Raw genomic sequence first — 24,462 nt, forward strand, 5'->3', positions numbered from 1 at the left:
AAATCAAAATGAGATTCAAAGTTTTTAGGCCTAAAATAAAGCAAAAGGGTATGATAGTATGGACCAGAAAGAATTGGAAAAAAAAGTTATGCAGCTTAGCCTTGAGGCGCGAGCACGCCTTGCGGAAAAGCTTATATTAAGTCTGGACGTTCCATCTGAAGAAGAGAATCTGCATTTGTGGGTTGCCGAAGCTGAGCGAAGACTAAACGAGCTACGGGAAGGTAAGGCTAAGGAAGTGCCGGCTAAGGAGGTCTTCCGGCAGGCGAGGGTTATAATTTCATGAAACCTGTCACTTTTCATGAGAAAGCCGTCTCTGAGGTAAACGAGGCGGCTTTATATTACCAGGAAAGAGCGTTTGGTCTTGGTTTCTCGTTCCTTGATGCAATTGAAGAAGCCATTGAGCAAGTCATGGCCAATCCTGAGGCATGCCCGCTCGTTGGTGATGAGATTCGACACAAAATTCTCAAGCGTTTTCCTTATAATCTCTTGTATGTCATTGAATCTGATTGCATACGAGTCATAGCGATTGCCCATCAAAACAATATCCTCCACCAATGTATCTTTGGTTATCTTTGTAATCATATATCTCACGTCCTTAGATTTTTTAGCTTTCCGGCCGGGGTGCGGACGGGTACCCCGGCCGGAAAGCGTCAAGCTGAAGATAGAGATATTAATACAGTCCGATTTTATCCTCGGTCAGACTGATGAAGATATTCTTTAGCTGGGTGTAATGATCAAGCATTACCTTGTGGGTTTCGCGGCCGATACCGGACTTTTTATAACCTCCAAAGGGAGAGTGCGCCGGCAAATTGTTATAATTGTTGACCCACATGCGGCCTGTCTCTATGGCTTTGGCCACCCGGAACGCCCTGTTGATGTCCCTGGTCCAGACAGCGCCGCCAAGGCCGTATTCGCTGTTATTGGCCATGGCGATAACTTCATCTTCAGTTTTAAATTTGATAACAACGGCAACGGGCCCGAAAATTTCTTCCCGGGCCACTCTCATCTTATTATTGGCGTCCACTAGCAAGGTCGGCCTCATAAAGGCACCCTTGCCCAAATCACCTTCCGTAATCCTGAAGCCGCCGCAGGCAACCTTGGCCCCTTCCTGCTTGCCAACCTCAACATAGGCCAGTATCTTTTCCAACTGAACCTCGTTAACCTGGGTTCCCATAACGGTGTCCTCTTCCCAGGGAAGTCCTACCTTGACATTGTTAAAAGCATTTACCGCATCGGCCACAAATTTATCATAGATATCATCATGAACAAAAACCCTGGAACCGGCGCAGCATACCTGGCCCTGATTAAACAAGATGCCCATCTGCAGCCCCTCAATGGCTTTCTCCCAGGGGCAGTCCGGGAAATAGATATTGGCCGACTTGCCGCCCAGTTCCAGTGTGGCCGGTATCAGCTTTTTAGCCGCTGCATCGGCTATGCTGTAACCAATTTCGGTGGAACCGGTGAAGGCCAGCTTGCGGAAACCGTTATGCTCCAGCATGTAATTGCCGGAAACCGATCCTCTTCCGGTGATCACGTTGACGACACCGGGAGGCAGTACCTGATCCAACAATTTGGCAAGTTCCAGCAAGCTCAAGGGAGTGGTGCTGGACGGCTTTATCACCGTGCAGCAGCCGGCTGCCAGTGCCGGAGCGATCTTCCAGGCACCCATCAGTAGCGGGAAGTTCCAGGGGATGATTTGTCCGACTACCCCGAGAGGTTCTCTTAGGACGATACTCATGGTGTTCTTGTCGATCATTACCGCCTGTCCTTCTTCAGTCCTGACGGCGGCGGCAAAATAACGAAAATGATCGGAACTCAGCGGTACGTCGATGGCCATGGTTTCACGGATGGGTTTGCCGTTGTCCATGGTCTCCACCATCGCCAGTTTTTCGGCGTTTTCATCAATAAGATCGGCTATTTTCAGCAAAAGGGCCGCCCGTTCCTGCGGGCTGACAGTTTTCCATGTCTCCCATGCACTCCAGGCCGCCCTGACGGCATCGTCCACATCTTCTTTGCCGGCATCGACACAGGCGGCCAGAAATTCTCCAGTGGCGGGGCAATAAGTTTTAAAAGCTTTGCCTTCCCTGCCGTCAACCCATGCACCGTTAATATAAAGCTTGTAGCTGTCATCCATCGGTTTCTGCATTATTAATCACTCCTCATTCTGTTTCATTAATGTACATTGGCTAATAACCCGCTTCATGTTTTTAAAAGCCTGTAATAAAATGGCTGACAGGTGGGCGGTTTTAAACCGGACCCGGCTTCACACCACCTCCTTTGTCGAAATTGTCTTGAAATTATTCCGGTGCGGCATTTCTTTTTTCAACGGAATAGCACCGCTAAGACTTTCTATAAATAAAGCAAAGCGTGTGCCCGGTTGAATGGAAATTGCCGAAAGTAAAATCAGTAATTAATAAAGCGCTCTTGTCAGAAGCGCTTGACCAGGTGATTTTATAAAATACTATTTGGTAGTGACGGAATTTCGCCGTAAATCCTGTAACGGTGTTGACAGTCAGTTGTTAAGCTATGTATTACACTTCCGATACACTGTGGCACATGATGCCTTGATAATGACTCAGGAAGATGGGTAAGTTTCCAGGTTGCAATAAATGGCTTGCCGGCATAAAAAAGCTGCTGACACAAGCTTTTGTCAGCAGCCGGAAGTGGCGAATGCTATTGCGTACAGGTCATAAATTGTATTTGGGGGTAAGGGCAAGGTTTAGGGCATAATATTTAATTTTTTAAGTTTTCGGTAAAGAGAATTGCGGGAAATTCCCATATCTCTGGCTACCTGACTCAGGTTGCCGTTGCTTTTGGATAGAAAGTAATAAATTTCCTGGCGTTCCTTTTCTGCCAGCATTTCTTTAATTTTCTTTTTCTCATCGATAATTGTAATCACCTGTGAAGTTGTTTTCGATTGCCGGGTAATCGGGCGCGGGGAAAGAATTTCTTCAGGCAGGTGCTCAATATTGATTTGTTGCCCGGTGGCGATATTAACCATTCTTTCCACCACATTTTGAAACTCCCGGGCGTTGCCGGGCCAGTCATATTGCCGCAGGCGCTTAATTACCTCCGGATTAACCCGTGGGACGGAAATGCCCAGCTTGCGGCAGGCCTTTTCAAAAAAAACATTAAACATTAACGGTATGTCCTCCCGGCGTTCCCGCAAGGGGGGCAGGGTTATGTTAATAACATTTAATCTATAGTAAATGTCCTGACGAAAGTTGCCCTTGGCGATTTCCAACAGCAAATTCTTATTGGTGGCGCAAATAATCCGCACATCTACAACAGTAGGTTTATCTCCGCCGATGCGGGTAATTGTTTTATCCTGAAGCACCCTCAGCAGGGATACTTGCTGTTCCAAAGGCATGTCTCCAATCTCATCCAGGAACAGGGTGCCGCCGGAGGCCAATTCGAATTTGCCGGGTCTTCCTCCCTTTTGGGCGCCGGTAAAAGCGCCTTCTACATAGCCGAACAATTCGCTGCCGATTAATTCCCTGGGTATGGCGCCGCAATTTACAGCTATGAAGGGGCCGTTGTGGCGCTTGCTCCTATTGTGAATGGACTGGGCAAATATCTCCTTGCCGGTGCCGCTTTCGCCGTTGAGCAGAACATTACTGTTGTTGCTTGAGGCCAGAACGGCCAACTGCATTGCCTTTAGCAGCGGTTTGCTGTTCCCCACGATATCCTTGAAATGGAATGTCGCCTGGGCGCCGTTGAACCGGTTGATCAGTTTTTTAATCTTGTTGATGGGATTGATGAAAATAACCCCGCCGTTGATATGCCCCCGGTCATCCTTAATGGGCTTTCCCGAGGCAAAGGTATAGACAGAGCCTGCGTCGGTGTTTACCGTAAGCTCCAAATCAGTAAAGGCCCGTCCCGATCCAAGCATATTTTTGATAGGTTTGCATCGCTCAAAAATATTTGTAATTGAGCGGCCTTCAATATCCCTTGGCGTCTTATTAAGAATTTTTTCAGCTACTGGATTTATTTGCCTGATGACGCCCTGCAAATCGACCACGATAACACCGTCCGAAACGGTTAAAAAGATATTATTTAAATGATTATTCAGCAATGTCAGTTCCCGGTTTTTTTTCTGGTTTCGCATCTGCTGCCGGATAGCTTCCACCGCCGCCACAACCATGCCCAGAGTGTGCAGGTGGGTTTCCTCAACAGGTCCCGACATTTCCAGGATTCCGATAATCCGGTTGTCATCATCAAAAATCGGGGCTCCCGAACAGGTCCAGGGATGATGCTTACGGCAGTAATGTTCCGGTCCTGAAACCTGAAACGGCCTTTTCAGCACCAGGGAGGTGCCGGCTCCGTTGTTGCCGATTTCTTCTTCAGTCCATAACGCTCCCCGGCAAAAGTTCAATTCGGGGGCATTTTTGATGTCGTTGCTGTCCCCCACTGTTTCCATAATATAGCCGTGTTCGTCACACAGCAGCACGACGAAATTGGAGTTGGCCACGAAACTGTAGAGATTCGTCATAAACGGCCTGGCAACATCAATTAAATATTTTTTTCTCTCCAGTAATTCATCCAATTGGGGCTTGTCCAGCATTCGCCTGCTGCGGGTGGTCAGGGGGTCGACGCCTGTATTGTAGCATCTGATCCACGATTCGGCCACTTCAGGCCGGACTGCGGCCGGATCGATTTTGCCGGTTTTGATGAACTTATGCCAAGCCAAAAAAATTAGCGATATCTCATACTCACATTTCATAGCCATTGGCTCACCTCCACCCATTGACTAAATTATTTGAAAAAACTATTTCTAAAATTCCTTCCGAAACACACTGATGCTAATCTGATATTAATTTTAACATAATTTTTTACCATGTTAAACCACGTAAAGTTATTTTTTACTTTGTTATGAAATGTTTTATTGTATGTTGTTATAAAAAACTGCGCAATGGTAATTGGGGTTTTGCTTTGCCTAATGCCGATTAAGCTTTGTTGCAATTTGCATTTCGTGGGAGTTGGAGGAGCGGGAACACCAGCTGCCTGATTGTATTCCCGCCTATGCAATTGATGAGCCATCTTTTTCATCCGTACTGGTGATGTTGGCGTCCCCAGTGGTGAAGGTGATAATCTTGTCGGTCCCCAGCAGCTTTTGGTTGCCGCCCTGAAGGCTTTCGGAAATGGTCAGGATGTAAGCAGTATTACTATGTAAGCCTTGCCTGGGGTGGATGATGATCTCCTTTTTCTTCTCGGAATTATCATTCGGTTCAGCCATGATAACATCTATTTCGACGGGTTGCTTTTTGCTGCTTTCCAAAGAGAAGCACTGCAGATTGTGTTTCCGCACCGCATTCGTAATGACGTTGTTGGAAAAAGTCAGTTTGATATCCGTATTAACCGGTATGTTTTCGTTGCCGGATACGATATTGCTGCCGTCCAGTGTCAATGAAAGATAAGCACTGCACAGTTTCTTGTTAAAGGGCTTGATGTCTATGATTTCGGACGTTGAAAACATGATCGTGTGGTTTTCCTTCAGATACTTGTAGTTATTGGCTTGCAAGAGTTTGGATATGGTCAACTTATATGTCCTGCCGTCATCAAGCCGGAGCCGGGGCTTGATAATAAAAGTTTTTTCAGCTTTTTTGCCAAAAGTTCTTTTATTTCCAGGTATGACATCGATAGGCACTTCCTTCATTCCATCGTCAAACAGATGGAAACCAGCCATATTCCTCTTCGTGCCGTCCGGGATCCTGTGCTCCATGATGGCGGAAACATTGGCGGAGAAGACCAGTTCAATTTCAAAACCATCCTTATTAGTGTGGTTAAAATTAATCGCCTGCAGGGTTAATGGGTTCTCGCCGGCTGAGTGTCCACTGGAAAGCGAGGCGATAAATAAATCAAGTGCATCCACCTGTTCAACCGGAAGTTTTCGTATATTGCTGATAATCCGGTTGATCTTTGTCGATTCAGGTTCACTCAACAACTCTTCACCGAGCAACTCGCCTAAACTCATTCCCAGCCCTTGGGATAGTTTTTTTAGGGTCTCAAGGGTCGGTTGTTTTTCCCCGGATTCCATTCTCCAGATAAACGACTGGCTTAGGCCGGCTTGTTTGGACAACTTGGATGTTGAAAGCATCCGGCTTTCTCTAATCTGCTTCAAGCGGTTACCAAAGTTCATGGATGTAGGCCACCTTCCTGGTAAAGATTATGCCATGATTCTGGGCAATAAACAATATTTGGCTGTCTTATTGGGATGCAACTAAACAAAAACATACAAAACAAGATAAAATAATTAAATTAGTTACTTTAAGTCATGTTAGATTATGTTATAATATAAAATACCTAAAGACATATGCTATTCATACCTATAAGGATAGGTTGTAACAGCTTAACTTAACAAGGCGGAGGGTTTACCCTATCAAACACGGGTTTTGGCTATACCCATTTAATAGCGTTTTTATATGTGAAATAATCTGAAATGTTAATTGTGTTGCAAAACAAATGAACGAAAATGAACAAAAACATATACAACAAGGCAAAAAGTTTTTTAATCATCTTTTTGCTGGATATAGCACTAATCAACTGCTCGTTCAGCTGGCTGGTCAGCCACAGCCAAGGAAGCAGGTAAAAATTTTGCATTGTAACGATTAATTCTTTAGGGGAGGTAATGAAAGTGAGTAAAAAATTTTCTACAAGGCGCTATATCTGGCTGGTTTTATTACTCAGTATATTTTTACCGCTGTCACCACTGCCGGGCAATGTGCCGGCAGCCAACGCAGATAGTACTACGAATCTAACCCAAAATTCAGCGGTAAATATTCCTATAACAGCAAAGCTGGTTGATATTGAACCGGCGGCTACTGAAATTGCCAATGACCCGTCTGCTCAAATAATAAAATATCGTTTCAATGATGTGATGGACTACGCCCATGTAAAACTGGCCATTTATTTTTCCAATGGCTTCTTCAGAACTTTTGAAGCCAATCTGGCAAAGAACGTAAAATTTTATGAGAAAGATACCGGCACTCCGGTGAACCTTCCTAATAAAGTTACTGTGGGGATGCTGGATAACGGCTCACTCTCATCGCGTACCTGGGCTGACGGAACACAACGCGGGTATATGGAAATTACCGACTGGTATTTTTGGCAAATACGAGCCAGGGCTCCACTGGGACTGAACCTCAAAAGCCAGGCCCTGCAGCCAAACACAACCTATGTTATTGAAATTGGGCCTGATTTTGAATTAAACAACGGCTTGAAACTGGGAAAAACCTATTCTTTTGAATTTACTACCAGGGGGAAAGACGCACAGGCGATAACGCTTCCCACAAAAACAACAGCCACAACTACGCCCCCGAAAACCGGTAATGGGACGCCAAACGATGCAGGCAGACTTAGTGATATAAGCGGTCATTGGGCGGAAGCCGGTACCAAGCAGCTGGTCGCGGCAGGTATCATGAGCGGGTATCAGGATAACACCTTCAAACCGGATAACAGTATCACCCGGGCGGAATTTTGCACCGTAATGGTTAAGGCGTTCAAGCTGGAAGATCGTACCGGTGCCGGTGTGAACTTTGCCGATACCGTTAATCACTGGGCCAAAGACAGTATTGCCACTGCCGCGGCGCTCGGTATTGTGCACGGTGTTGATGGGAATAATTTTGCCCCTGATGCTCCGGTTACCCGGGAACAAATGGCTCTTATGATCTACCAGGCGGAGAAAATGTTTCCACTTTCCGGGGGACAGGAGTACAGCGATATGGCTCGGATCTCCGGCTGGGCCAGGGAAGCTGTTAATACGGTGAGCGCGCAAGAGATCATGTCAGGTTACCCGGATCACAGCTTCAGGCCCCAGGCCCTGGTCAGCCGGGCGGAAGCAGCTGCTGTTATTGTAAAATTATCTGCGCAATAGGATTATTTTAAGGTTATCAATTCAAAGTTATCAATGAAAGGAATGGTGCCCTATCAGCAGGCGGGGAATTCAACTGACTGATGTTACTAAAGAATATGCCCGTAGTGAGAACAGCAAAACCTGCGCCTTAAAAACAGTAAATTTAACCATAAAACCCGGTGAGTTTGTGGGCCTGGCAGGGAAGAACGGCTCTGGTAAAACCACTCTGGCCCGTTTATTCAACGGTTTGCTCCTTCCTTCTGCAGGCAGGGTTGCGGTTAACGGCATGGATACCCGCCAGCGGCGGTACATCAGGGAGATACGTCGGCTGGTGGCCATGGTTTTTCAGAATCCCGACAACCAGTTGGTTAGTCCGGTAATCGAGGAAGAAATCGCCTTTGGGCCGGAAAACCTGAACCTGCCTCCCCGGGAGGTCAGCAGGCGGGTGGAAGAGGTTTTACATATAGTGGGTCTGGAGAAATTACGGCAAAAATCCCCGCACATGCTGTCCGGGGGGCAAAAACAGCGTGTGGCCATAGCCGCAGCCCTGGCTATGCAGCCTGAATATCTGGTGCTGGATGAGCCAACTGCCATGCTGGACCAAACCGGCAGGCGGGGAATCCTTGAATACCTGAGGGAACTAAACAGGAAACGGGCTATTACCATCATCCTGATATCACACAACATGGAGGACCTAACCGGGGCGGACCGCGTCATCATGCTGCAAGAGGGCAGGATAGCCGGTGACGCAGTGCCCTGGGAAATTTTCAATCGGGTTGATCATGTCGTTGATCTGAAACCACCGGGTATAGCCAGGATGGCGCAAATGCTTAGAAAACGTGGCTACCAGCTGGAGCAACAAACCACCACCCTAGAGCAAATGGAGAACGGCATATGCCGGTTATTGAAATCAGCAACTTGAGCTATGTCTACAACGCCGGAACGCCCAATGAGAAAAAGGCGCTGGATAATATCTCCCTGTCGGTTGAGAAAGGCGAATTCCTGGGAATTGTCGGCGCCAACGGTTCCGGCAAGTCAACCCTGATCCAGCACTTCAACGGGCTGTTACTTCCTTCCTCCGGAAGCATATCTGTGTTGGGACATGATACGCGGGACCGGCAGTACGGGCCTCAGTTGTGGCAATCAGTAGGACTGGTGTTTCAATTTCCCGAACAGCAGATATTTGAAGCGACCGTATTTGACGAACTGGCCTACGGGCTCCGCAACATGGGCCTGGGCCGGCCGGAGATTGAAGTTCGCGTAAAAGAAGCCTTGGAAAATGTGGGGCTGATACCGGAACAGGTTCTTAACACCGAACCGCTTTGTTTGAGCGGAGGGATGAGGCGCCGCGTCGCGGTGGCCAGTATTCTGGCCATGAAGCCAGACATTCTAGTTTTGGATGAACCAACAGCCGGTTTGGATCCCGAAGGCCGTGCCCATATTTGGGCAACGGTGAAAAAATATCAGCATAACCAGGATGTTGCAGTAATTGTGGTTTCTCACTATATTAATGAGCTTTTAATTCTATCGGACCGCATTGCCCTGCTTGATAATGGATGCCTGCGGGCCTGGGGACCTACCAGAGAGGTTTTGGCCGGTGATAATTTAAAGAATTATGACCTGCTGCCGGATTACATAAAATTGTTGCACAATTTAAAAAACCAGGGTTTGCAGGTAAATACAGGGGTGCTGACCGTGGAGGAAGCTGTTGACGAAATTGACAGGATCCTGGGGGGAGGCAAGGTATGAAAAAAATAAAGCTGGGTAGTTATACCCCGGGGACTTCGCTCATTCATCAATTGGACCCGCGAACCAAGCTTCTGGGAGGTTTCGCTATTATTATAGCCATATTGGTTGATAATAGCTGGCCGGTGCTCACGCTGAATACAGTGTTGATTTTTACGGTGATTTACCTGGCGAAAATAAACCTTAAATCTGTATTACAGGGTGTGAAATGGTTATGGCTTATTTTTTTCCTGACTTTCGTTGTTCAGTGCATCTACACCCAGGGAGAGCCACTGTTTAGTTTGGGCCCGGTGATAGTGACCAGAGAAGGCGTCTACCGGGGCGTGGCGACATTTTTGCGTCTGCTCATATTGTACCTGAGTTCCACCGTCCTCACCATGACCACTTCACCCATGAAGCTGGCCGGGGGCCTGGAGGCTCTGTTTGCTCCCTTAAACCGTCTTAAGGTGCCGGTAAACCAGTTTGCCATGCTCATGACAATTTCCTTAAGATTCATACCCACCCTGCTGGAAGAGGCGGAGACCATCACCAGAGCCCAAAAGTCCCGTGGAGCCCCGTTTGCTTCACCGAAAAAGCTGGTGCGCTTAAAAACTACTCTGGCGGTTCTTATACCTCTGGTGGTGGGTTCGCTGCAGAGAGCCACTGATTTGGCCACAGCTATGGAAAGCAGGTGCTACACCGGCGGAACCCATTACAGCCGCACCAAAAACCTGCGCTTTGGCCGTCGGGACTTGGTAGCCCTGGCCATAACAGCCGTGATTTGTATTTTTCCGTTAATTAAATACTAAGATAACAACCTGCGGGTAAAGGAAGGTGGACAGGATGTTCAATTGGCACGTGCGGTGGCGTTCGGGACTGACCGGCCTGCTGCTGATTGTCATTTTTCTAAGTACTCTACCGTTGGCTGCCTTTGGGGATAATGGTGACGGTACAGGTAACGCCCAGGGGATATTTAAGCCCCTGGGTCTTACGTCAGCCACCCTCGAAGATGGAACCAGTATCATAGATGGGCGGAACATACCGCTGAAACCCAAGATTACCATGCATTTTGATAAAAATGTCGTGTATCTGCTCTACTGGGAAAGAAACAAACGCTGTTTTCATCTTTATGATGAAAACGGTACAGAACTGGCTCTCAATTTAACAAAAATAGACGATACGGTGGATTTTTCCAAACGGCAATATATCTGGGTGGAACCTGTAGAAGCCCTTGCGCCCGGGACCAACTACAAGTTGTATGTGGCGCCGGATTTGCTGGCCAAAAACGGCGGCTCCACATTGGCCATGACCACCAACAACCAGGGGGTGACAATCAACTTTAAAACGGCCGGTGAGAAAACGGCTGCTGCCGGCAAATCCACAGGATCTGCCGCCGGTGATCCGGCTGCCGCCACCAATGGTGCAAGTACTGAGCCGGCACCTGGTCCCGCCGCGGATACCAGCGCCGCCACAGGTGACAGCCCGGACAAATCCCATACCGAAGCCACTGTCAATCGGAATGGGGCAAAAACAGCTGATACCAGCGAATCAGCAGAGGCTTCGGACGCTGCTCCGAATAATACCGTCACCAGTGACAAAAATGCGGAACCGGCCGTGGCAGGTTCCGTAAAAGACAAGATTGTGACCGGTGATAGCCCGGTCGAATCCAATACGGAAGCCACCGTAAGTCGGAGTAATGAAATATCACCGGGCGGGAGTGCAGCGCCCGGCCAGGCGGATGCTGACAAGTTTGCAGCCATGCAGCAAGGCCGACGGGTGCAAAATTATGTGGCCTTAGCTGCCGGAATTATACTGGCGGGCTGGGTGGCCGCGGAATTTTTCAGGAGAAGAAAAAGGGGATAGCGAGGGGAAAAGCATGACATTTAACAGGCGGATCGTCATTGGTATCCTGGTTCTTGTCCTGGTGGTCGGGGGAGCCTTTCTTTTCGAACATGTTATCAAAGTTCAAGGAAGCCGGAAGGGCATCCTGGTACCCGTCGTACAAAACAGCAAAACCATTGCTTATTTGGATGCCGGTACAATTAGACAATTGGGTCAACAGGAACGAGAACTGAGTCAGGGCCAGAGCAATTCTAACAGCAATAATGAAGTATCACTTAGTTTTGTGCTTGGCTCAGCGGGGATTATTGATTATCAATGCATTGAGGTGGGCGGGGTGGGTGACAGCCAAGATTTTAAGTTGAGCCCTCAAGACATTGAAGTTATTGCCCTGTCTTCAAATAGCAACAGTACCTTTGCAATGGTCAATAAAGCAGAGGGAAACCGCGTCATGATCAAAGAGGTCGCTAAATTTAATGTTGCCAATTAACTGGGAAAAGAGGGATGGGTAAAGATGGATGGGATGAAAAAAGAAGAATTGTCATCTGACTTAAAAAACCCGGTGGATAGTTTTATCTTCAACATTGGTCTGGCCGATGTGATCAGGTTGACCATGTTTGGAACTCTGATCAGTGTCAGCAGATTTGTGTTTCAAATGCCCATTGGTGTACCCGGCCATACCAGCGTATATTGGATGGGCCTGCTGATGCTGGGGAAGGGCTTGATCCCCAAATTCGGCGCCGGAACCATCATGGGCATTGTTTCGGGGCTGTTGGCCATTGTCTTCGGCCTGGGTAAAGAAGGCCCCTTGCTGGCTTTCAAGTGCATTGTACCGGGGGTCTTGCTGGATATTCTGGCAATTTTGTTTCTTAACAAGCTGGAATCTGTCTGGGTGGGAGTGATCATCGGGGCCTTGATTAGTTGGTCCAAACTGCTGGCCAGCATCGCCCTGGGTGTCATTCTTGATATACCGATGGTTTTTCTGGCCATGGGATTTGCTTATGCCACCTTGCTACATGTCGTCTTTGGCGCTGCGGGGGGCGTCCTGGCAGCAGTGCTGATCAAGCGCTTGAAGCCGCGTCTGGCCGGCTCCTGGCAAACTAACTAGTAATTGGATATTGGATATTGGTAATTGGAAGTTGATGCCTTCCATATTGCCTATACTGCCCTGAAAATGTGAATTCCGGGTTTAGGAGTCAGGAGTCAGAATTCAGAATGATTCGGGCAGTCCTTTTAACCGAAATTCTGTGTGCTCTGTGGGTTGTCATCCTGAGTGTAGCGAAGGATCTTAGATTCTTAACTTTGTTTAGTTGCAGGCTGTGAAAAGTCATATGGATGGAGCGTGTGAGATGAAAATATATGTTGGGATTGATGACACGGACAATATTGACCAGGGAGCCACCGGGGCGTCAGCTAATCAAGTGATCAAGATCGTTGAAGAGAATCACTGGGGAAGCTGTCAAGGGCTCACCCGCCATCAGCTGCTCTTGCACCCGGACATAGCTTATACCTCCCACAACAGCTCCATGTGCTTTATCGCTGAAATTGAAGCCGCCTGTCTGGAACCTCTGATCGAGGAAGCCGGCCAATTTCTGGAGCAACACAGCGCACCCGGTTCCGACCCCGGCCTTTGTGTGGTGGTGGAGGAACAACTTCGGGATACCGAGAGCCTGATCGCTTATGGTTATGAAACCAAGATCAGGATCATGACCAAAGAGGAAGCCTATGCCTTGGCAGGAAAACTGGGTGTCCACCTGTCTGAACACGGTGGTACGGGTCTCGGCGTGATCGGGGCGCTGGCAGGAGTGGGCCTGAGAATGACCAATAATGACGGGCGCTTTCAAGGCAAGCTGCAACTGAAAGCCCCCGGAGCCATCATCAATGTGGCTGAAATCATAAGCAGCAGTCCGGTGGAAAGGGTGCAGAGTGTGGACGGCTATGTTCTGCGCGAGGATGAAGAGGTGCGGCTGGGCAACAAATTAAAGACCGTACTGCTGGACGGTAAACGCATCCTGCCGGTCTATCGCCGGGAGGACGGGCTGGCGTGGGAAACCTGTACCAACTCTCACCTGGAGCATTATTGAGGTGATGATAATGGAGTTTTGGATTAAAAATGAAAGAGGACAGGCCAAGTTTAAAGGCGGACGGCATGATTGGTCGCAGGCCGCTCAATTAGCAGCAAATTGCCCGCACTTCCTGCCGGACGACGAGGATGAACTGGTGGCTGAAGAGGAAAGATCCTGCTACAATTGCCGGTTCCGGCGCTGGACTGAGCGCTCCTTTGTCTGTTTGAAACGCTGATGAGTATGGCTTTTATATACAGCTAATCAATTAAATAGTTATTTGCGGAAAGGATGGACAAGGTGTTTTTTAATTAGTTGATCTTGCAATAAAACGCAAGACTTAATAAGAGCCAAGTATGTCGGTCCAACGCTTCCGGCGTCTCGGCTTTTGTGTTGTAAATACGTTACCGGAGGTGAGGAGTATAGGTCAAAAGAACTAGCATAAATGAATGTGTCCTCGAACACTTTTTTGATTGCACAAAAATATTGTGTTTGAACAGGAGTGAGAAAGATATGGAGTTTTCAGGTTTCAAGTTTAAATCTACTACCAAAAGAATGATCACTCTTTTAGCAGTGTTTACCATAATATTCAGTATTATTGGAAGCGTGAATCCGGCTCAGGCTTCAGCCTCGATCTTAAACGTTACGGGCATGCCTGTAGGCTCGATAACCCCAGTAAACAACGGAGGCACTGGCTACTACGGTGACGGCTGTCCGGTAATAAATGCTAAGTTTTCTTCTCCCGCAAAAATAACCTTTGACAGTGCCGGTAACCTTTTTATTGCCGATGTCGCCAACAATCGTCTTCGTGTGGTGGTGGCAGTATCGGGTACGCAGTACGGAATTTCCATGCAGGCAGGTTATATCTACACCATAGCCGGAAACGGAACAAACGGTTCTGATGGTGACGGTGGGTTGGCCACCAGCGCTCAGGTTAGGCCTGGTTCTATTGCCTTTGACAGGGCCGGTAATTTCTATGTAAGTGGTTCATACCGGATACGCAAAATAGACACCAGCGGCATCATCACCACCGTAGCCGGCACCGGTACCAATGGTCATACGGGTGACGACGGTCCAGCCACCGACGCCCAGATCGGGTCTGGCAGTATAGCCTTCGACAGGGTCGGTAATCTCTACCTCTGCGAGGCTATGAATAATTATGTTCGCCGGATAGATACCAACGGCATCATAACAACCATTGCCGGCACAGGAAGCGGCGGCTATTCCGGCGACGGCGGTCCGGCCATCAATGCACAGATATACAACGCTCATGATATTGCCTGTGACAGTGTTGGCAATCTTTATATTGCTGATTACCTTAATAATTGCGTTCGCAGGATAGACAATAGCGGTATTATCACCACCGTAGCTGGTATTGGAGCAACAGGCAATGATGCTGGCGGCTACTCAGGTGACGGTGGTCCAGCCACTAGCGCTCGGCTAAAATCTCCTAGAGGTGTTGCCTTGGACAGTGCAGGCAATCTCTATATAGCTGAAAACGGGCATGTACGTAAGGTTGACACCGGCGGTACCATTACTACCTTTGCAGATAAAACAACTCCCGTATATGGGACCCTCAATTTCCCAATTGGTAATTTTAGTCCCCAAAAATTAGCATTTGACGGTGATGGAAATCTTTATATTAATGACGGCTCCTATGCCCGTATTTTCCACATGCAATTGTCTCAAGCACCGACTCTGGCTTCCCTCACCTTAAGCGGCAGCCCGGATTTAACCTACAGCGGCACCCCCTTAACCTTCGACCTGAACAGCCTGATCCTGACCGGTACGGACCAGAACGGGGACGCTTTCGATCTTACCGGCCAGTCAGTTACCTGGGCAGTGTACTCCGGCCTGGCCACAGTCTCGGACAGCACCCTGACCATCAACGGCAGCGGTACAATTGGTGTCACCGCCTCGGTCTACGGGGTTACCAGCAACCCCTTCAGCTTTACTGCCGCAGACAACGGCCAGACGCCGGGGGAAACAGTATCTGTTGTTTCTGCCGGTACCGACAGCTTGGGCAAAAAAATAACAATGAATTTTGACCTGCCTATGGCCGACCCCACAGGCAAACAGGACCAGTTTCTGGTCAAAATAGACGGGGTTGACAGCCCGGTAGCCGCCGTGTCTCCGGGCGATAATCCAAATCAGATCATCCTTACCCTGCTTTACCAAATACCCTATTGGGGTTATTCAAGCGAAACGCCCCAGGTTATTACCCTCAATTATACGATGGGCGATGTGGCGGCAGCAGATGGCACACTACTGCCCAGCTTTACAGGTGTTGCAGTAGCAAATAACAGGTTAGCGATTGAACTGCGCGACTATGAACCGGATGCCACTGAAATTGCCTGCGATGACGATGGAGCAGGTGGCAAAATATTTAAATATCGCCTGGATAACCTGGTCGATTACGATGATGTCAACCTGGCCTTGTATTTTAGCAACGGGTTTTTTAGAAACTTCGAGGATAATATGGCTAATTATGTTAAATTTTATGAGAAAGATACCGGAGCAGAGGTGCAACTGCCCAATGTAGTCACTGTGGGAATACAAGATAATGGTACGCTTCCGTATGTCGACGGGGTACGGTATATGGAAATTACCGACTGGTACTTTAAGCAAATTTCCGGGCGGGCTCCCCTGGGACTGGCTTTGAAAAGCACGGCCCTGAAGCCGTCCACCACCTATGTTGTTGAAGTTCAAAAAGGGTTTTCCTTTCATATTGGTCCAATTAACAATGCCTATATCTTTGAATTCACCACCACGGCCGACTCCCAGACCAAGCCCTACTGGGCCGACGACAGCAGCCTCACCGCTTCCGGTCTGACTGATAGCGGCCTGACCTTGGAATGGCCGGCAGCCCAGGATAACCACGGGGTGGACTATAATAACCTGCATTACAACATTTATCAAAATGGTACCCTGCTGACAAGTGTGGATGGGGAGACAACTTCCTATAGTGTCACCAATCTTACCCCGGCCACCGAATACCAGTTTAAGGTGGAGGCTGTGGATTTTGCCAATAACCTCAGTACCAATTGCCTGGAAACAACGATAACCACAACTGCTTCCGGTGGCGGAGGTGTCACAACAGCGCCCACCTGGCCCAAAGGCAGCAGCTTGACAGCTACGAACGTAACCCAAAACGACCTGACCCTGACCTGGAGCTATGCTACGGACGACGTGGCCGTAACGAATTATAAAATCTATCAAGACGGGTCTGTCATTGATACAGTTTACGGTACAACCGCCACTTACAACGTCAACGGCCTAAACCCCGGCGTTACTTACGCCTTTAAAGTCGAGGCAGGCGACGCGGACGACAACTGGAGCACCGACGGCCCAACCGTCAGCGTGACTACGGCAGTCTATGGTGATCCAGACACAACAGCACCCATCTGGCCTGACGGCGCAATCCTGAATGCCTCCGGTATAACCCAGACCGGGTTGACCCTGACCTGGAGCTATGCTACGGACGACGTGGCCGTAACGAATTATAAAATCTATCAAGACGGGTCTGTCATTGATACAGTTTACGGCACAACCACCACTTACAACATCACCGGCCTGGACCCCGGCACCAATTACACCTTTAAAGTCGAGGCGGGCGACGCGGCGGGCCACTGGAGCTCCGACGGTCCAACCGTCGACGCAACCACAACCGCCAGGGGTGGCGATGGCACAACAGGAATCTATACGGTGACCCCGGCTGTGGACTCAACCTACGCCAACGGCAAAACTGCGGACGGCATTGACACCATGACCGTGAACAGCGGTATTACCGGGCTCAAGTACTTCAATGTCAGTATCAGCCCGGTCACAGATCATCCGGGTAACGAAAAAGCGGTATTCGTATTGCTTAGAAACGGCATGCAGATTAGCCTGGATACCACAGAAGAGGATTTCGACACCGTGCATACCGCCAGGGCAGGCTTCAACGTGCAACCCGGCGATGTCGTTAAAGTATATATTGTGGACGACTTAACCAATGACACCAACTTCAACCCGACGATTTTACAACAGTAAGTTGGTTGAAAAGTACCGGGGGAAGTCAGCACTTTCCCCGGCTAACTACCCTGAAAATAAGTTTAGGGAAATGTCATCCTGAGCGTAGCGAAGGATCTTAGATTCTTCACTTCGTTCAGAATGACATAACTGCAAGCAGATTTTCATTTCTGATGGTGCCGCGTTTAGCGGCATGGGCGTCTACCCTAAGTTTTTTAGTGCCTAATTCTATAAGGAGGCTATGGAATTGAGTAAGAGATATACTACACGGCACTATCCCTGCCTGATTATATTATTCAGTATGCTTATGCTGCTGTCGTCACTGCTAAGCAGTGTGCCGGCAGCCAGTGCAGCTAATGCGCCAGTTGTTGTAAGCGCCGGCACTGATCATTTAGGTAAAATAATAACCCTGCAATTGGACAAACCAATGGCTGATCCCGCGGGAAGCCAGGCTCAATTTGCAGTATCCGTAAATGGAACCGATAAACAGGTAACCGGAGTATCCCCAGGCAGCAATGCCAATCAAATTTTGCTCAGCCTGGCCAGTCTAGTAACCTACTCTGACACCCCAGGTACAATTACTGTTAGTTATACCAAGGGGACAGTTGCAGCAGCAGATGGAACATTACTGGAAAGCTTTACGAACCTGGGGGTAACCAATAATGTAATTCAACTGGAACTGGTTGATTATGAACCGGCCGCTACTGAAATTGCCTGTGCTGACGACCCTACAGGTGGAAAAATAGTAAAATATCGTTTGAATGACCGGATGGATTATGATGATGTCAACCTGGCCATTTATTTTACCAACGGCTTCTTTAGAAACTTTGCGGATAATCTGGCTGATTATGTAAGGTTTTATAACAAAGATACCGGTGCAGAGGTGGAACTGCCCAATATCCTCACCGAGCCGGTACCATTTGAGGGTTCTCTTCCAGATAGGTATATGGAATATACTGATTGGTATTTCAAGCAAATACAAGGGCGGGCTCCCCTGGGACTGGCCCTGAAAAGCAGAGCCCTGGAACCTGACACAACCTATGTTGTTGAAGTGCTAAAAGGCTTTGCCTTCCATACCGGGCCAATTTCCAGTACTTTTTCCTTTGAATTTACCACCACGGCTGATTCCCAGACCAAGCCCTACTGGGCTCCCGGCAGCAGCCTTACCACTGCCGGTCTGACTGATACCAGCCTGACTTTGGAGTGGCCTACCGCCCAGGATAATCATGGACTGGACTATGAAAACCTGCATTACAACATTTACCAGAATGGAACTCTGTTAACAACCGTGGATGGGGCGATAAATTCCTATCAGGTTACCAATCTTACCCCGGCCACCGACTACCAATTCAAGGTGGAGGCTGTTGATTTTGCCGATAACCTGAGTACCAATAATCTGCAAACAACGGTCAAGACCACCGGCGGCGGTACCTTGAACCCTTTACTGTCTTTAAATAAAAACAGTGCCGTTGTCGGGGCAGACGTGACTGCCTCCGGCCTGTCCGACCCCAATAAGTGGGTGTCGATTAAAGTCCTTGTCAGTGTGCAGAACATCGTCTTTTTCGATGCCGTCAAGTCAAATGCGAGCGGCAACTACAGCGACACCTTCAAAGTACCGGAAGTTGACCCGGGGATACTGACCGTCGTAGCCGGCTACGATAGCAACGTCGCCAGCGCTGACCTGACTGTAACGTCAACAGCACCATCCGACATCCTGGCTCCCACCTGGCCCACCGGCAACAGTCTTACCGCTTCCGCCGTGACCCGGATTGGGTTGACCCTGACCTGGAGTACCGCAACGGACAACGTGGGAGTGACAGGCTACAGGATTTACAAGGACGGCACACTATTGGATTCCGTATCAGGCAGTACCCTGAGTTATCATGTTACCGGGCTTACCGCTGCAACCACCTATACCTTCAAGGTGGAAGCGGGTGACGCAGCGGGCAAATGGAGCACCGACGGCCCCGAAACCAGCGCCACCACAACCGCCTCCGGTGACGGCGGTGGCAACGGTGGCGATACTGAGGCTCCCACCTGGCCGGCCAATGCCAAAGTGACGGTTAGCAGGAATCAGACTGAGGCAACCCTGACCTGGCCGAAGGCCACGGATAACATAGGAGTCACCGGCTATAGGATTGAACGTGACGGTGTCGAACTGGATACCGTGGACGACAACACGACCACATACGATGACTCTGGGTTGGAACGTGGTAACAATACCTATGTCTGGTCGGTAGAAGCACGTGACGCGGTAGGCAACTGGAGCACAGCTATTACCGGACAAAGTCTGCCCGGGCAAAATCCCCTGTCTTTTATAGCCGACCAGAGTTCCCTGACCATAGTCAGCGGGGACAATTCCACTGACGATGGTCCCATAGAAGGGAGCACTACCGTGCCGGTCGATCCCACCATCAGAATTTATTTTGACCGGGGTGTGACCACCGACGCGGTCTGGAGCCACAACAAGGGATGTATATCTTTGCAGGACAGCACCGGTTCGAACGTTTCCATAAAGGTTTTCAGGTTGGGATCCACCGATTCAATTAACGATAATTTACATTATATCTTCCTCACCCCGACCAGCGACCTGACGCCCGGGAAAACGTATAAAATCATCATCAGCAAAAACATGACGGCGAATAACGGACATACCCTCGGCGAAAACAACGGCAACGAAGATGAAGTTGTTACCTTTACCGTAACAGAAACTTCGACGCCGACAGTTGACTCTAATAGCGGAACAGCCACGGTATCCTCGGATCAGAACGCGAGAGTCAGTCTGGGCGACGACGCCGTGGTTGACATTTCAGCGGGCGCGTTGCAAGAAACCGACGCGGAAGTAAAAATCCAGAAGGTAGCCTCGCCTCCGACGGCTCCCGAAGGCGCGAAGCCAGCCAGCGACGTGTATGAGTTTACCGTGGGGGGCAAGCAAACGTACAGCTTTGCCAAGAGCGTTACCCTGACGTTTAAATTCAACGCTGCCGCCATCGGTGCAGATGAAACCCCGGCTATTCACTACTATGATGAATCTAAGGGCAAGTGGGTCAACATCGGTGGTACTGTATCCGAATCGACCATCACCGTGCAAGTGAACCACTTCACCAAGTACACTGTGTTTGCCGTTAAGAAAACAGCTAATGTACCTGTAGTAGAACAATCGTCGATAACCTTAAATGATATTGCCGTTCACTGGGCAGAAAACAGCATCAAAGAACTGGTTGCCCTCGGGGCTGTCAGTGGTTATCCTGACGGCAGCTTCAAGCCCGACAACAAAATTACCAGAGCTGAATTTGTCTCTATATTGGTGAAAGCATTCAAGCTGGCGCCCCGGAAAGACAAAGTCTTTGCTGACACCGCCGAACACTGGGCCAAGGATACCATAGCTACAGCATCATATTATGGTATCGTTAGCGGCTATGATGCTAACACCTTTGGGCCGAACGATCCGATTACTCGTGAGCAGATGGCTGCCATGATCGTAAAAGCAGCCAAACTAACCCTGGTAACCGAAGAAATAACGTTTAAAGACAGTGGTAGTATCTCCGATTGGGCCAGAAGTTCTATGGCTACGGCTATCAAGAACGGGATTATCAACGGATACGATGACAAGACCGTGCGTCCCCTGGCATATGCTACCAGAGCAGAAGCCGTCTCGGTTATCATCAATGCACTAAGTAACAACCAGCAGGATTAAAGGCCAACTGCATCCCCCTTGGACAAACTTTTGTCTAAGGGGGATGCCCAATATTTTGGTTTGGATTCAGATTGAATTTTACCTTGGAGTTTTCCTTTTCGGAGTAATCACGTTGGCCATATTTATCTTTTTTTAATGACAATTATTTCTGTGGGGTATTTTCTTGATGAAGTTTTTTTTGTACGAAACGCTGAAAATTGGACAGAAATTAAAAGGAATGGTATCATGGAAAGTTATTTGTTCTTTTCCCTTTTAACCGTATCGTGTGTTTATTTTATCTACATGGTTTACCGGCGTATATGTTATATCCGCCTGGGCCGGCCGGTTGAACACACCGGCCGGCCGCTCCAGCGCTGGAAATATTTTGCCGCCAATGTATTGGGCCAGAAAAAGATCCGCCGTGATCCTCTCTTCGGCTTATATCATACCTTCATTATGTACGGGTTTGTGCTTCTGCTGCCGGGGATCCCCAGCATGATCTCCGAAAGGTTTTTGCACACCGGGCTTCCCTTTGTGGCAAATAACGCCCCTTATCTCTTTATAAAAGATCTGTTCATAGCATTGGTTATGGTGGGCATAATTGGCTGCCTGCTGCGGCGGACAATCAGCAAGCCGGAATGGTTGAAAAACGACACCGAAGCCATAGGGCTACTCCTGCTCATTGTTACTGTGGTTTCAATCGAAGCGCTGTATCACGGGGCCAATTTGGCGTCTCAGCCGGGCGGCGGCACCCTTTGGCCCGCTCCTCTGGCCGGTGCTCTCTCCGGCTTATTCATTAACAAACCGGCTGAGGCCACCGGCACGGCGGCATCCATTTTCTGGTGGGCGCATTTTCTGGCCATTTTTTCTTTGCTTTGGATTATCCCCAACTCCAAGCACTTGCACCTTGTCTTCGCCCCGTTCAACACTTACTGGCACTCCCTGGAGCCCAAGGGGGCAATTAAGAAAACCGATCTGGACGGTGGGGACGGCAAAACGTTCGGAGTTAATCAGATGGAGGACTTGACCTGGAAACAGCTTTTGGAGGCTTATGCCTGCACCAAGTGCGGTCGCTGCAACGACCAGTGCCCCGCTTTTCAAAGCGGTGAGCCGGTCAAGCCCAAGCCGTTGCAGGGCCGTCTCCGCAAGCACATCGAAGAAAGGGCGCCGCTTGTGCTGATGCAAAGGTCAAGGCGGGGCATAAAGCAGGTCGCTTCCGGGCAGGCGCAGGCGGTCTTAAAGAAGAAGATCGCCGGCAATGTCTTCAAGAAGGATTTCATTTGGGGTTGCGCCATGTGCGGCAGTTGTGAGGAGGCCTGTCCGGTTTCCGTCGAACATACTCCCAAGATTATTGAAATGCGGCGTTATCTGGTTTTGGCCAAAAAAGATTTTCCCGATGAGATGCGGCGGTATTTTGCCAATGTCGAGGCGTTCGGCAACCCATGGGGAGTGAACCGAAACGACTGCACCGGCTGGTTGGAAAGCTTTGGTGCAAATGCGGTAGCAGGGAGCAACGGTGCGGAGTATGTTTTTTTCGCAGGCTGTGCCGCCTCTTTTGACGCCAGGGCCGGGCGCGTAGCCGCAGCCCTGATCAATATTATGAAAGAAGCCGGAGTATCTTTTGCGACACTTGGTGCGGACGAGTGGTGTTGTGGCGAAACAGCCCGCAGAATGGGAAACGAAACACTCTTTCAGCAGATTGCCCAAAATAACATCAGGAAATGGCAGGAGTTGGGTGTGCGAAAAATGATTACCGCTTGCCCCCACTGCTACAATACTTTGAAAAATGAATATCCTCAATTTGGCGGTAACTGTGAAGTCATCCACCATTCCGTCCTGCTGGCCGGCCTGTTGACAGAAGGCCGGCTGAAGCCAGCTATTAATAATAATCTGACGGTAACCTACCACGATGCTTGTTATCTCGGGCGTTACAACGGTATCTACCGCGAGCCGCGGGAAATTCTGAGCGCATTGCCCGGCGTCCGGCTGGTAGAGATGCAGCGCAAGGAGAGCTGTTCGTTCTGCTGCGGGGCGGGCGGCGGCCGGTTTTGGACCAAGGCCGGGGAAGAAAACCTGATTGCTGCCAACCGGGTACAGCAAGTGATCGACACCGGAGCCTCCCTGTTGTGCACCACCTGTCCGTATTGCAAGATGCTGATGGAAGAGACGCTTGCCTCCCAGGAGAGGCAGGGGCAAATTCAAGTTTTGGACATTGCCGAAGTTTTGGCAATGTCCATGTGAATCAATTACATTACAATAGCCGGAATAGGATGGTCCATATGCGAGGTATATCTTTAGTGGAATAGTTTGAAATTTAAAAGCTAACTTCTGGCAACAATCCTCCCGGTTTCGGACAGGTCGTAATCACCCAGTCCCCGGAGTTCGGCCTTGAAATCTTCGGACTGCAGTATTTCAATGGTCGCCTTAAATTCCGGCCGGTCCAAATCTTCCTGCTTGATGACCAGCTCATATCGTTCTTGCTGCATGGGAACAAACTCAATGCCGCGCACCTGCAAGGCGGCTTTTTGATTGCCCAGCCCAACGTCGGCCTCTCCCCTGGCTACGGCACTAGCCACCCCCAGGTGGGAAAGCTCTTCCTTTTCGTAGCCGTTAATCATTCTGCGGTCCACTTTCTTTAACCGGAGCTGCTCGTCCAGCAGCACCCGTGTACCGCAGCCCTTTTCTCTGTTGATAAAGCGTATGCCGGGCCGGGTCAGGTCCTGCCACTCTTTTATATCCTTGGGGTTGCCGGCGGCTACGTAGAACCCCTGCAGCCGGCCTGCCAGATGAATAATTGTCGTGGGTGTGCCGGGCAGCATATGCCGCACGTAGGGTATGTTGTATTTGTCGGTATCTCCGTCCCAGAGGTGAATCGCCGCCATCTGGGCTTTGCCCTGGTACAGGGCCTGCAGCCCGGCGAAGCTGCCCACATGGTGCCGGAAGGCGTGTGTCCCGTAAGGATGACGTTCCAGGTGGCGGGTCAGGATATCCAACAAAACATCCTGTCCGCAAATGATCAATTTCCCTTGTTGACATGCAAGGTTAATACTGGCACAGTGAATATTTTTTTCCCTTACTTGAGTACCACTGTAATTACTGTATTCATCAAGTGTCGGATTGGTTTTTTTGCCCCGTCTTTTGTAAGACTCCACGTCTTTCAAATCTACTCTGATTTTTCTGCCCACCCGGTAAGCGGGAAGCTCTCCCCGCTTGATTAGCTCGTAAACGGTATTTTTAGCTATTTTTAATATTCTGGCCACTTCTTCGGGTGTTAAAGATGATTCATCCATTTTTTT

General features: G+C 49.2%; 18 protein-coding genes. 14 read left to right on the plus strand and 4 right to left on the minus strand.

All coding sequences use genetic code 11. The features are described 5' to 3' along the window. The first annotated feature begins 58 nt into the window (after window positions 1–58). Together BM056_RS19000 and BM056_RS27705 are read left to right on the plus strand one after the other, a co-directional pair. The gene (locus BM056_RS19000) at window positions 59–283 is read left to right on the plus strand and encodes an addiction module protein (RefSeq protein WP_092473390.1); all 225 of its coding nucleotides are present in this window, start codon (window positions 59–61) and stop codon (window positions 281–283) included. After that, window positions 280–705: a type II toxin-antitoxin system RelE/ParE family toxin gene (locus tag BM056_RS27705; RefSeq protein WP_092473392.1), complete on the plus strand. Its 426-nt coding sequence runs from the start codon at window positions 280–282 to the stop codon at window positions 703–705. The genes BM056_RS19000 and BM056_RS27705 overlap by 4 nt, the downstream gene beginning before the upstream one ends. Here the strand turns inward: BM056_RS27705 and BM056_RS19010 are convergent. The 3 genes from BM056_RS19010 to BM056_RS19025 form a co-directional block, all read right to left on the minus strand. Further along, window positions 671–2,146, minus strand: a complete 1,476-nt coding sequence (locus tag BM056_RS19010) for an aldehyde dehydrogenase family protein (RefSeq protein WP_092473394.1) — start codon at window positions 2,144–2,146, stop codon at window positions 671–673. The genes BM056_RS27705 and BM056_RS19010 overlap by 35 nt on opposite strands. Window positions 2,147–2,719: 573 nt before the next feature. Beyond that, window positions 2,720–4,729 carry a sigma-54-dependent Fis family transcriptional regulator gene (locus BM056_RS19015; RefSeq protein WP_092473396.1) on the minus strand — a complete coding sequence of 670 codons (2,010 nt, stop codon included), beginning with the start codon at window positions 4,727–4,729 and terminating at the stop codon, window positions 2,720–2,722. A 291-nt stretch (window positions 4,730–5,020) separates the two neighbouring features. Next, window positions 5,021–6,139 carry an Ig-like domain-containing protein gene (locus tag BM056_RS19025; protein WP_092473400.1) on the minus strand — a complete coding sequence of 373 codons (1,119 nt, stop codon included), beginning with the start codon at window positions 6,137–6,139 and terminating at the stop codon, window positions 5,021–5,023. A 495-nt stretch (window positions 6,140–6,634) separates the two neighbouring features. Here BM056_RS19025 and BM056_RS19035 point away from each other — a divergent pair, with 495 nt between their 5' ends. The 12 genes from BM056_RS19035 (at window position 6,635) to BM056_RS19090 (ending at window position 23,407) form a co-directional block, all read left to right on the plus strand. Further along, window positions 6,635–7,873, plus strand: a complete 1,239-nt coding sequence (locus tag BM056_RS19035) for an S-layer homology domain-containing protein (protein ID WP_114319305.1) — start codon at window positions 6,635–6,637, stop codon at window positions 7,871–7,873. Window positions 7,874–7,946: 73 nt separating this feature from the next. Next, complete coding sequence (locus BM056_RS19040) at window positions 7,947–8,774, plus strand: energy-coupling factor transporter ATPase (RefSeq protein ID WP_238456559.1); 828 nt, start codon at window positions 7,947–7,949, stop codon at window positions 8,772–8,774. Next, entirely contained in the window at window positions 8,747–9,601 is an 855-nt protein-coding gene (locus tag BM056_RS19045) for an energy-coupling factor transporter ATPase (protein ID WP_092473408.1), read from the plus strand. The genes BM056_RS19040 and BM056_RS19045 overlap by 28 nt, the downstream gene beginning before the upstream one ends. Beyond that, window positions 9,598–10,386 carry an energy-coupling factor transporter transmembrane component T family protein gene (locus BM056_RS19050; RefSeq protein ID WP_092473410.1) on the plus strand — a complete coding sequence of 263 codons (789 nt, stop codon included), beginning with the start codon at window positions 9,598–9,600 and terminating at the stop codon, window positions 10,384–10,386. Before BM056_RS19045 ends, BM056_RS19050 begins: the two co-directional genes overlap by 4 nt. Window positions 10,387–10,420: 34 nt before the next feature. Beyond that, entirely contained in the window at window positions 10,421–11,440 is a 1,020-nt protein-coding gene (locus tag BM056_RS19055; protein ID WP_092473412.1) for a hypothetical protein, read from the plus strand. Window positions 11,441–11,453: 13 nt separating this feature from the next. Next, window positions 11,454–11,906, plus strand: a complete 453-nt coding sequence (locus tag BM056_RS19060) for a hypothetical protein (RefSeq protein WP_092473414.1) — start codon at window positions 11,454–11,456, stop codon at window positions 11,904–11,906. Between the two features lie 24 nt (window positions 11,907–11,930). Continuing rightward, window positions 11,931–12,524, plus strand: coding sequence for a hypothetical protein (locus tag BM056_RS19065; protein WP_092473416.1), 594 nt, complete (start codon window positions 11,931–11,933; stop codon window positions 12,522–12,524). Window positions 12,525–12,765: 241 nt separating this feature from the next. Then, on the plus strand, window positions 12,766–13,500 hold the full coding sequence (locus BM056_RS19070) for a hypothetical protein (protein ID WP_092473418.1): 735 nt from the start codon (window positions 12,766–12,768) through the stop codon (window positions 13,498–13,500). A 10-nt stretch (window positions 13,501–13,510) separates the two neighbouring features. Continuing rightward, on the plus strand, window positions 13,511–13,717 hold the full coding sequence (locus tag BM056_RS19075; RefSeq protein WP_092473461.1) for a hypothetical protein: 207 nt from the start codon (window positions 13,511–13,513) through the stop codon (window positions 13,715–13,717). Between the two features lie 275 nt (window positions 13,718–13,992). Continuing rightward, complete coding sequence (locus BM056_RS19080) at window positions 13,993–17,511, plus strand: fibronectin type III domain-containing protein (RefSeq protein WP_092473420.1); 3,519 nt, start codon at window positions 13,993–13,995, stop codon at window positions 17,509–17,511. A 226-nt stretch (window positions 17,512–17,737) separates the two neighbouring features. After that, window positions 17,738–21,187, plus strand: coding sequence for an S-layer homology domain-containing protein (locus BM056_RS19085; RefSeq protein WP_165613614.1), 3,450 nt, complete (start codon window positions 17,738–17,740; stop codon window positions 21,185–21,187). A gap of 135 nt (window positions 21,188–21,322) precedes the next feature. Continuing rightward, complete coding sequence (locus BM056_RS19090; RefSeq protein WP_092473424.1) at window positions 21,323–23,407, plus strand: (Fe-S)-binding protein; 2,085 nt, start codon at window positions 21,323–21,325, stop codon at window positions 23,405–23,407. Window positions 23,408–23,487: 80 nt separating this feature from the next. On the opposite strand, the gene BM056_RS19095 is transcribed toward BM056_RS19090, so the two are convergent. Beyond that, complete coding sequence (locus BM056_RS19095) at window positions 23,488–24,456, minus strand: helix-turn-helix transcriptional regulator (RefSeq protein ID WP_092473426.1); 969 nt, start codon at window positions 24,454–24,456, stop codon at window positions 23,488–23,490. Window positions 24,457–24,462 lie beyond the last annotated feature (6 nt).

Origin of the sequence: Desulfotruncus arcticus DSM 17038, from assembly GCF_900113335.1 — a bacterium.
Taxonomy (GTDB): Bacteria; Bacillota; Desulfotomaculia; order Desulfotomaculales; family Desulfallaceae; genus Desulfotruncus; species Desulfotruncus arcticus.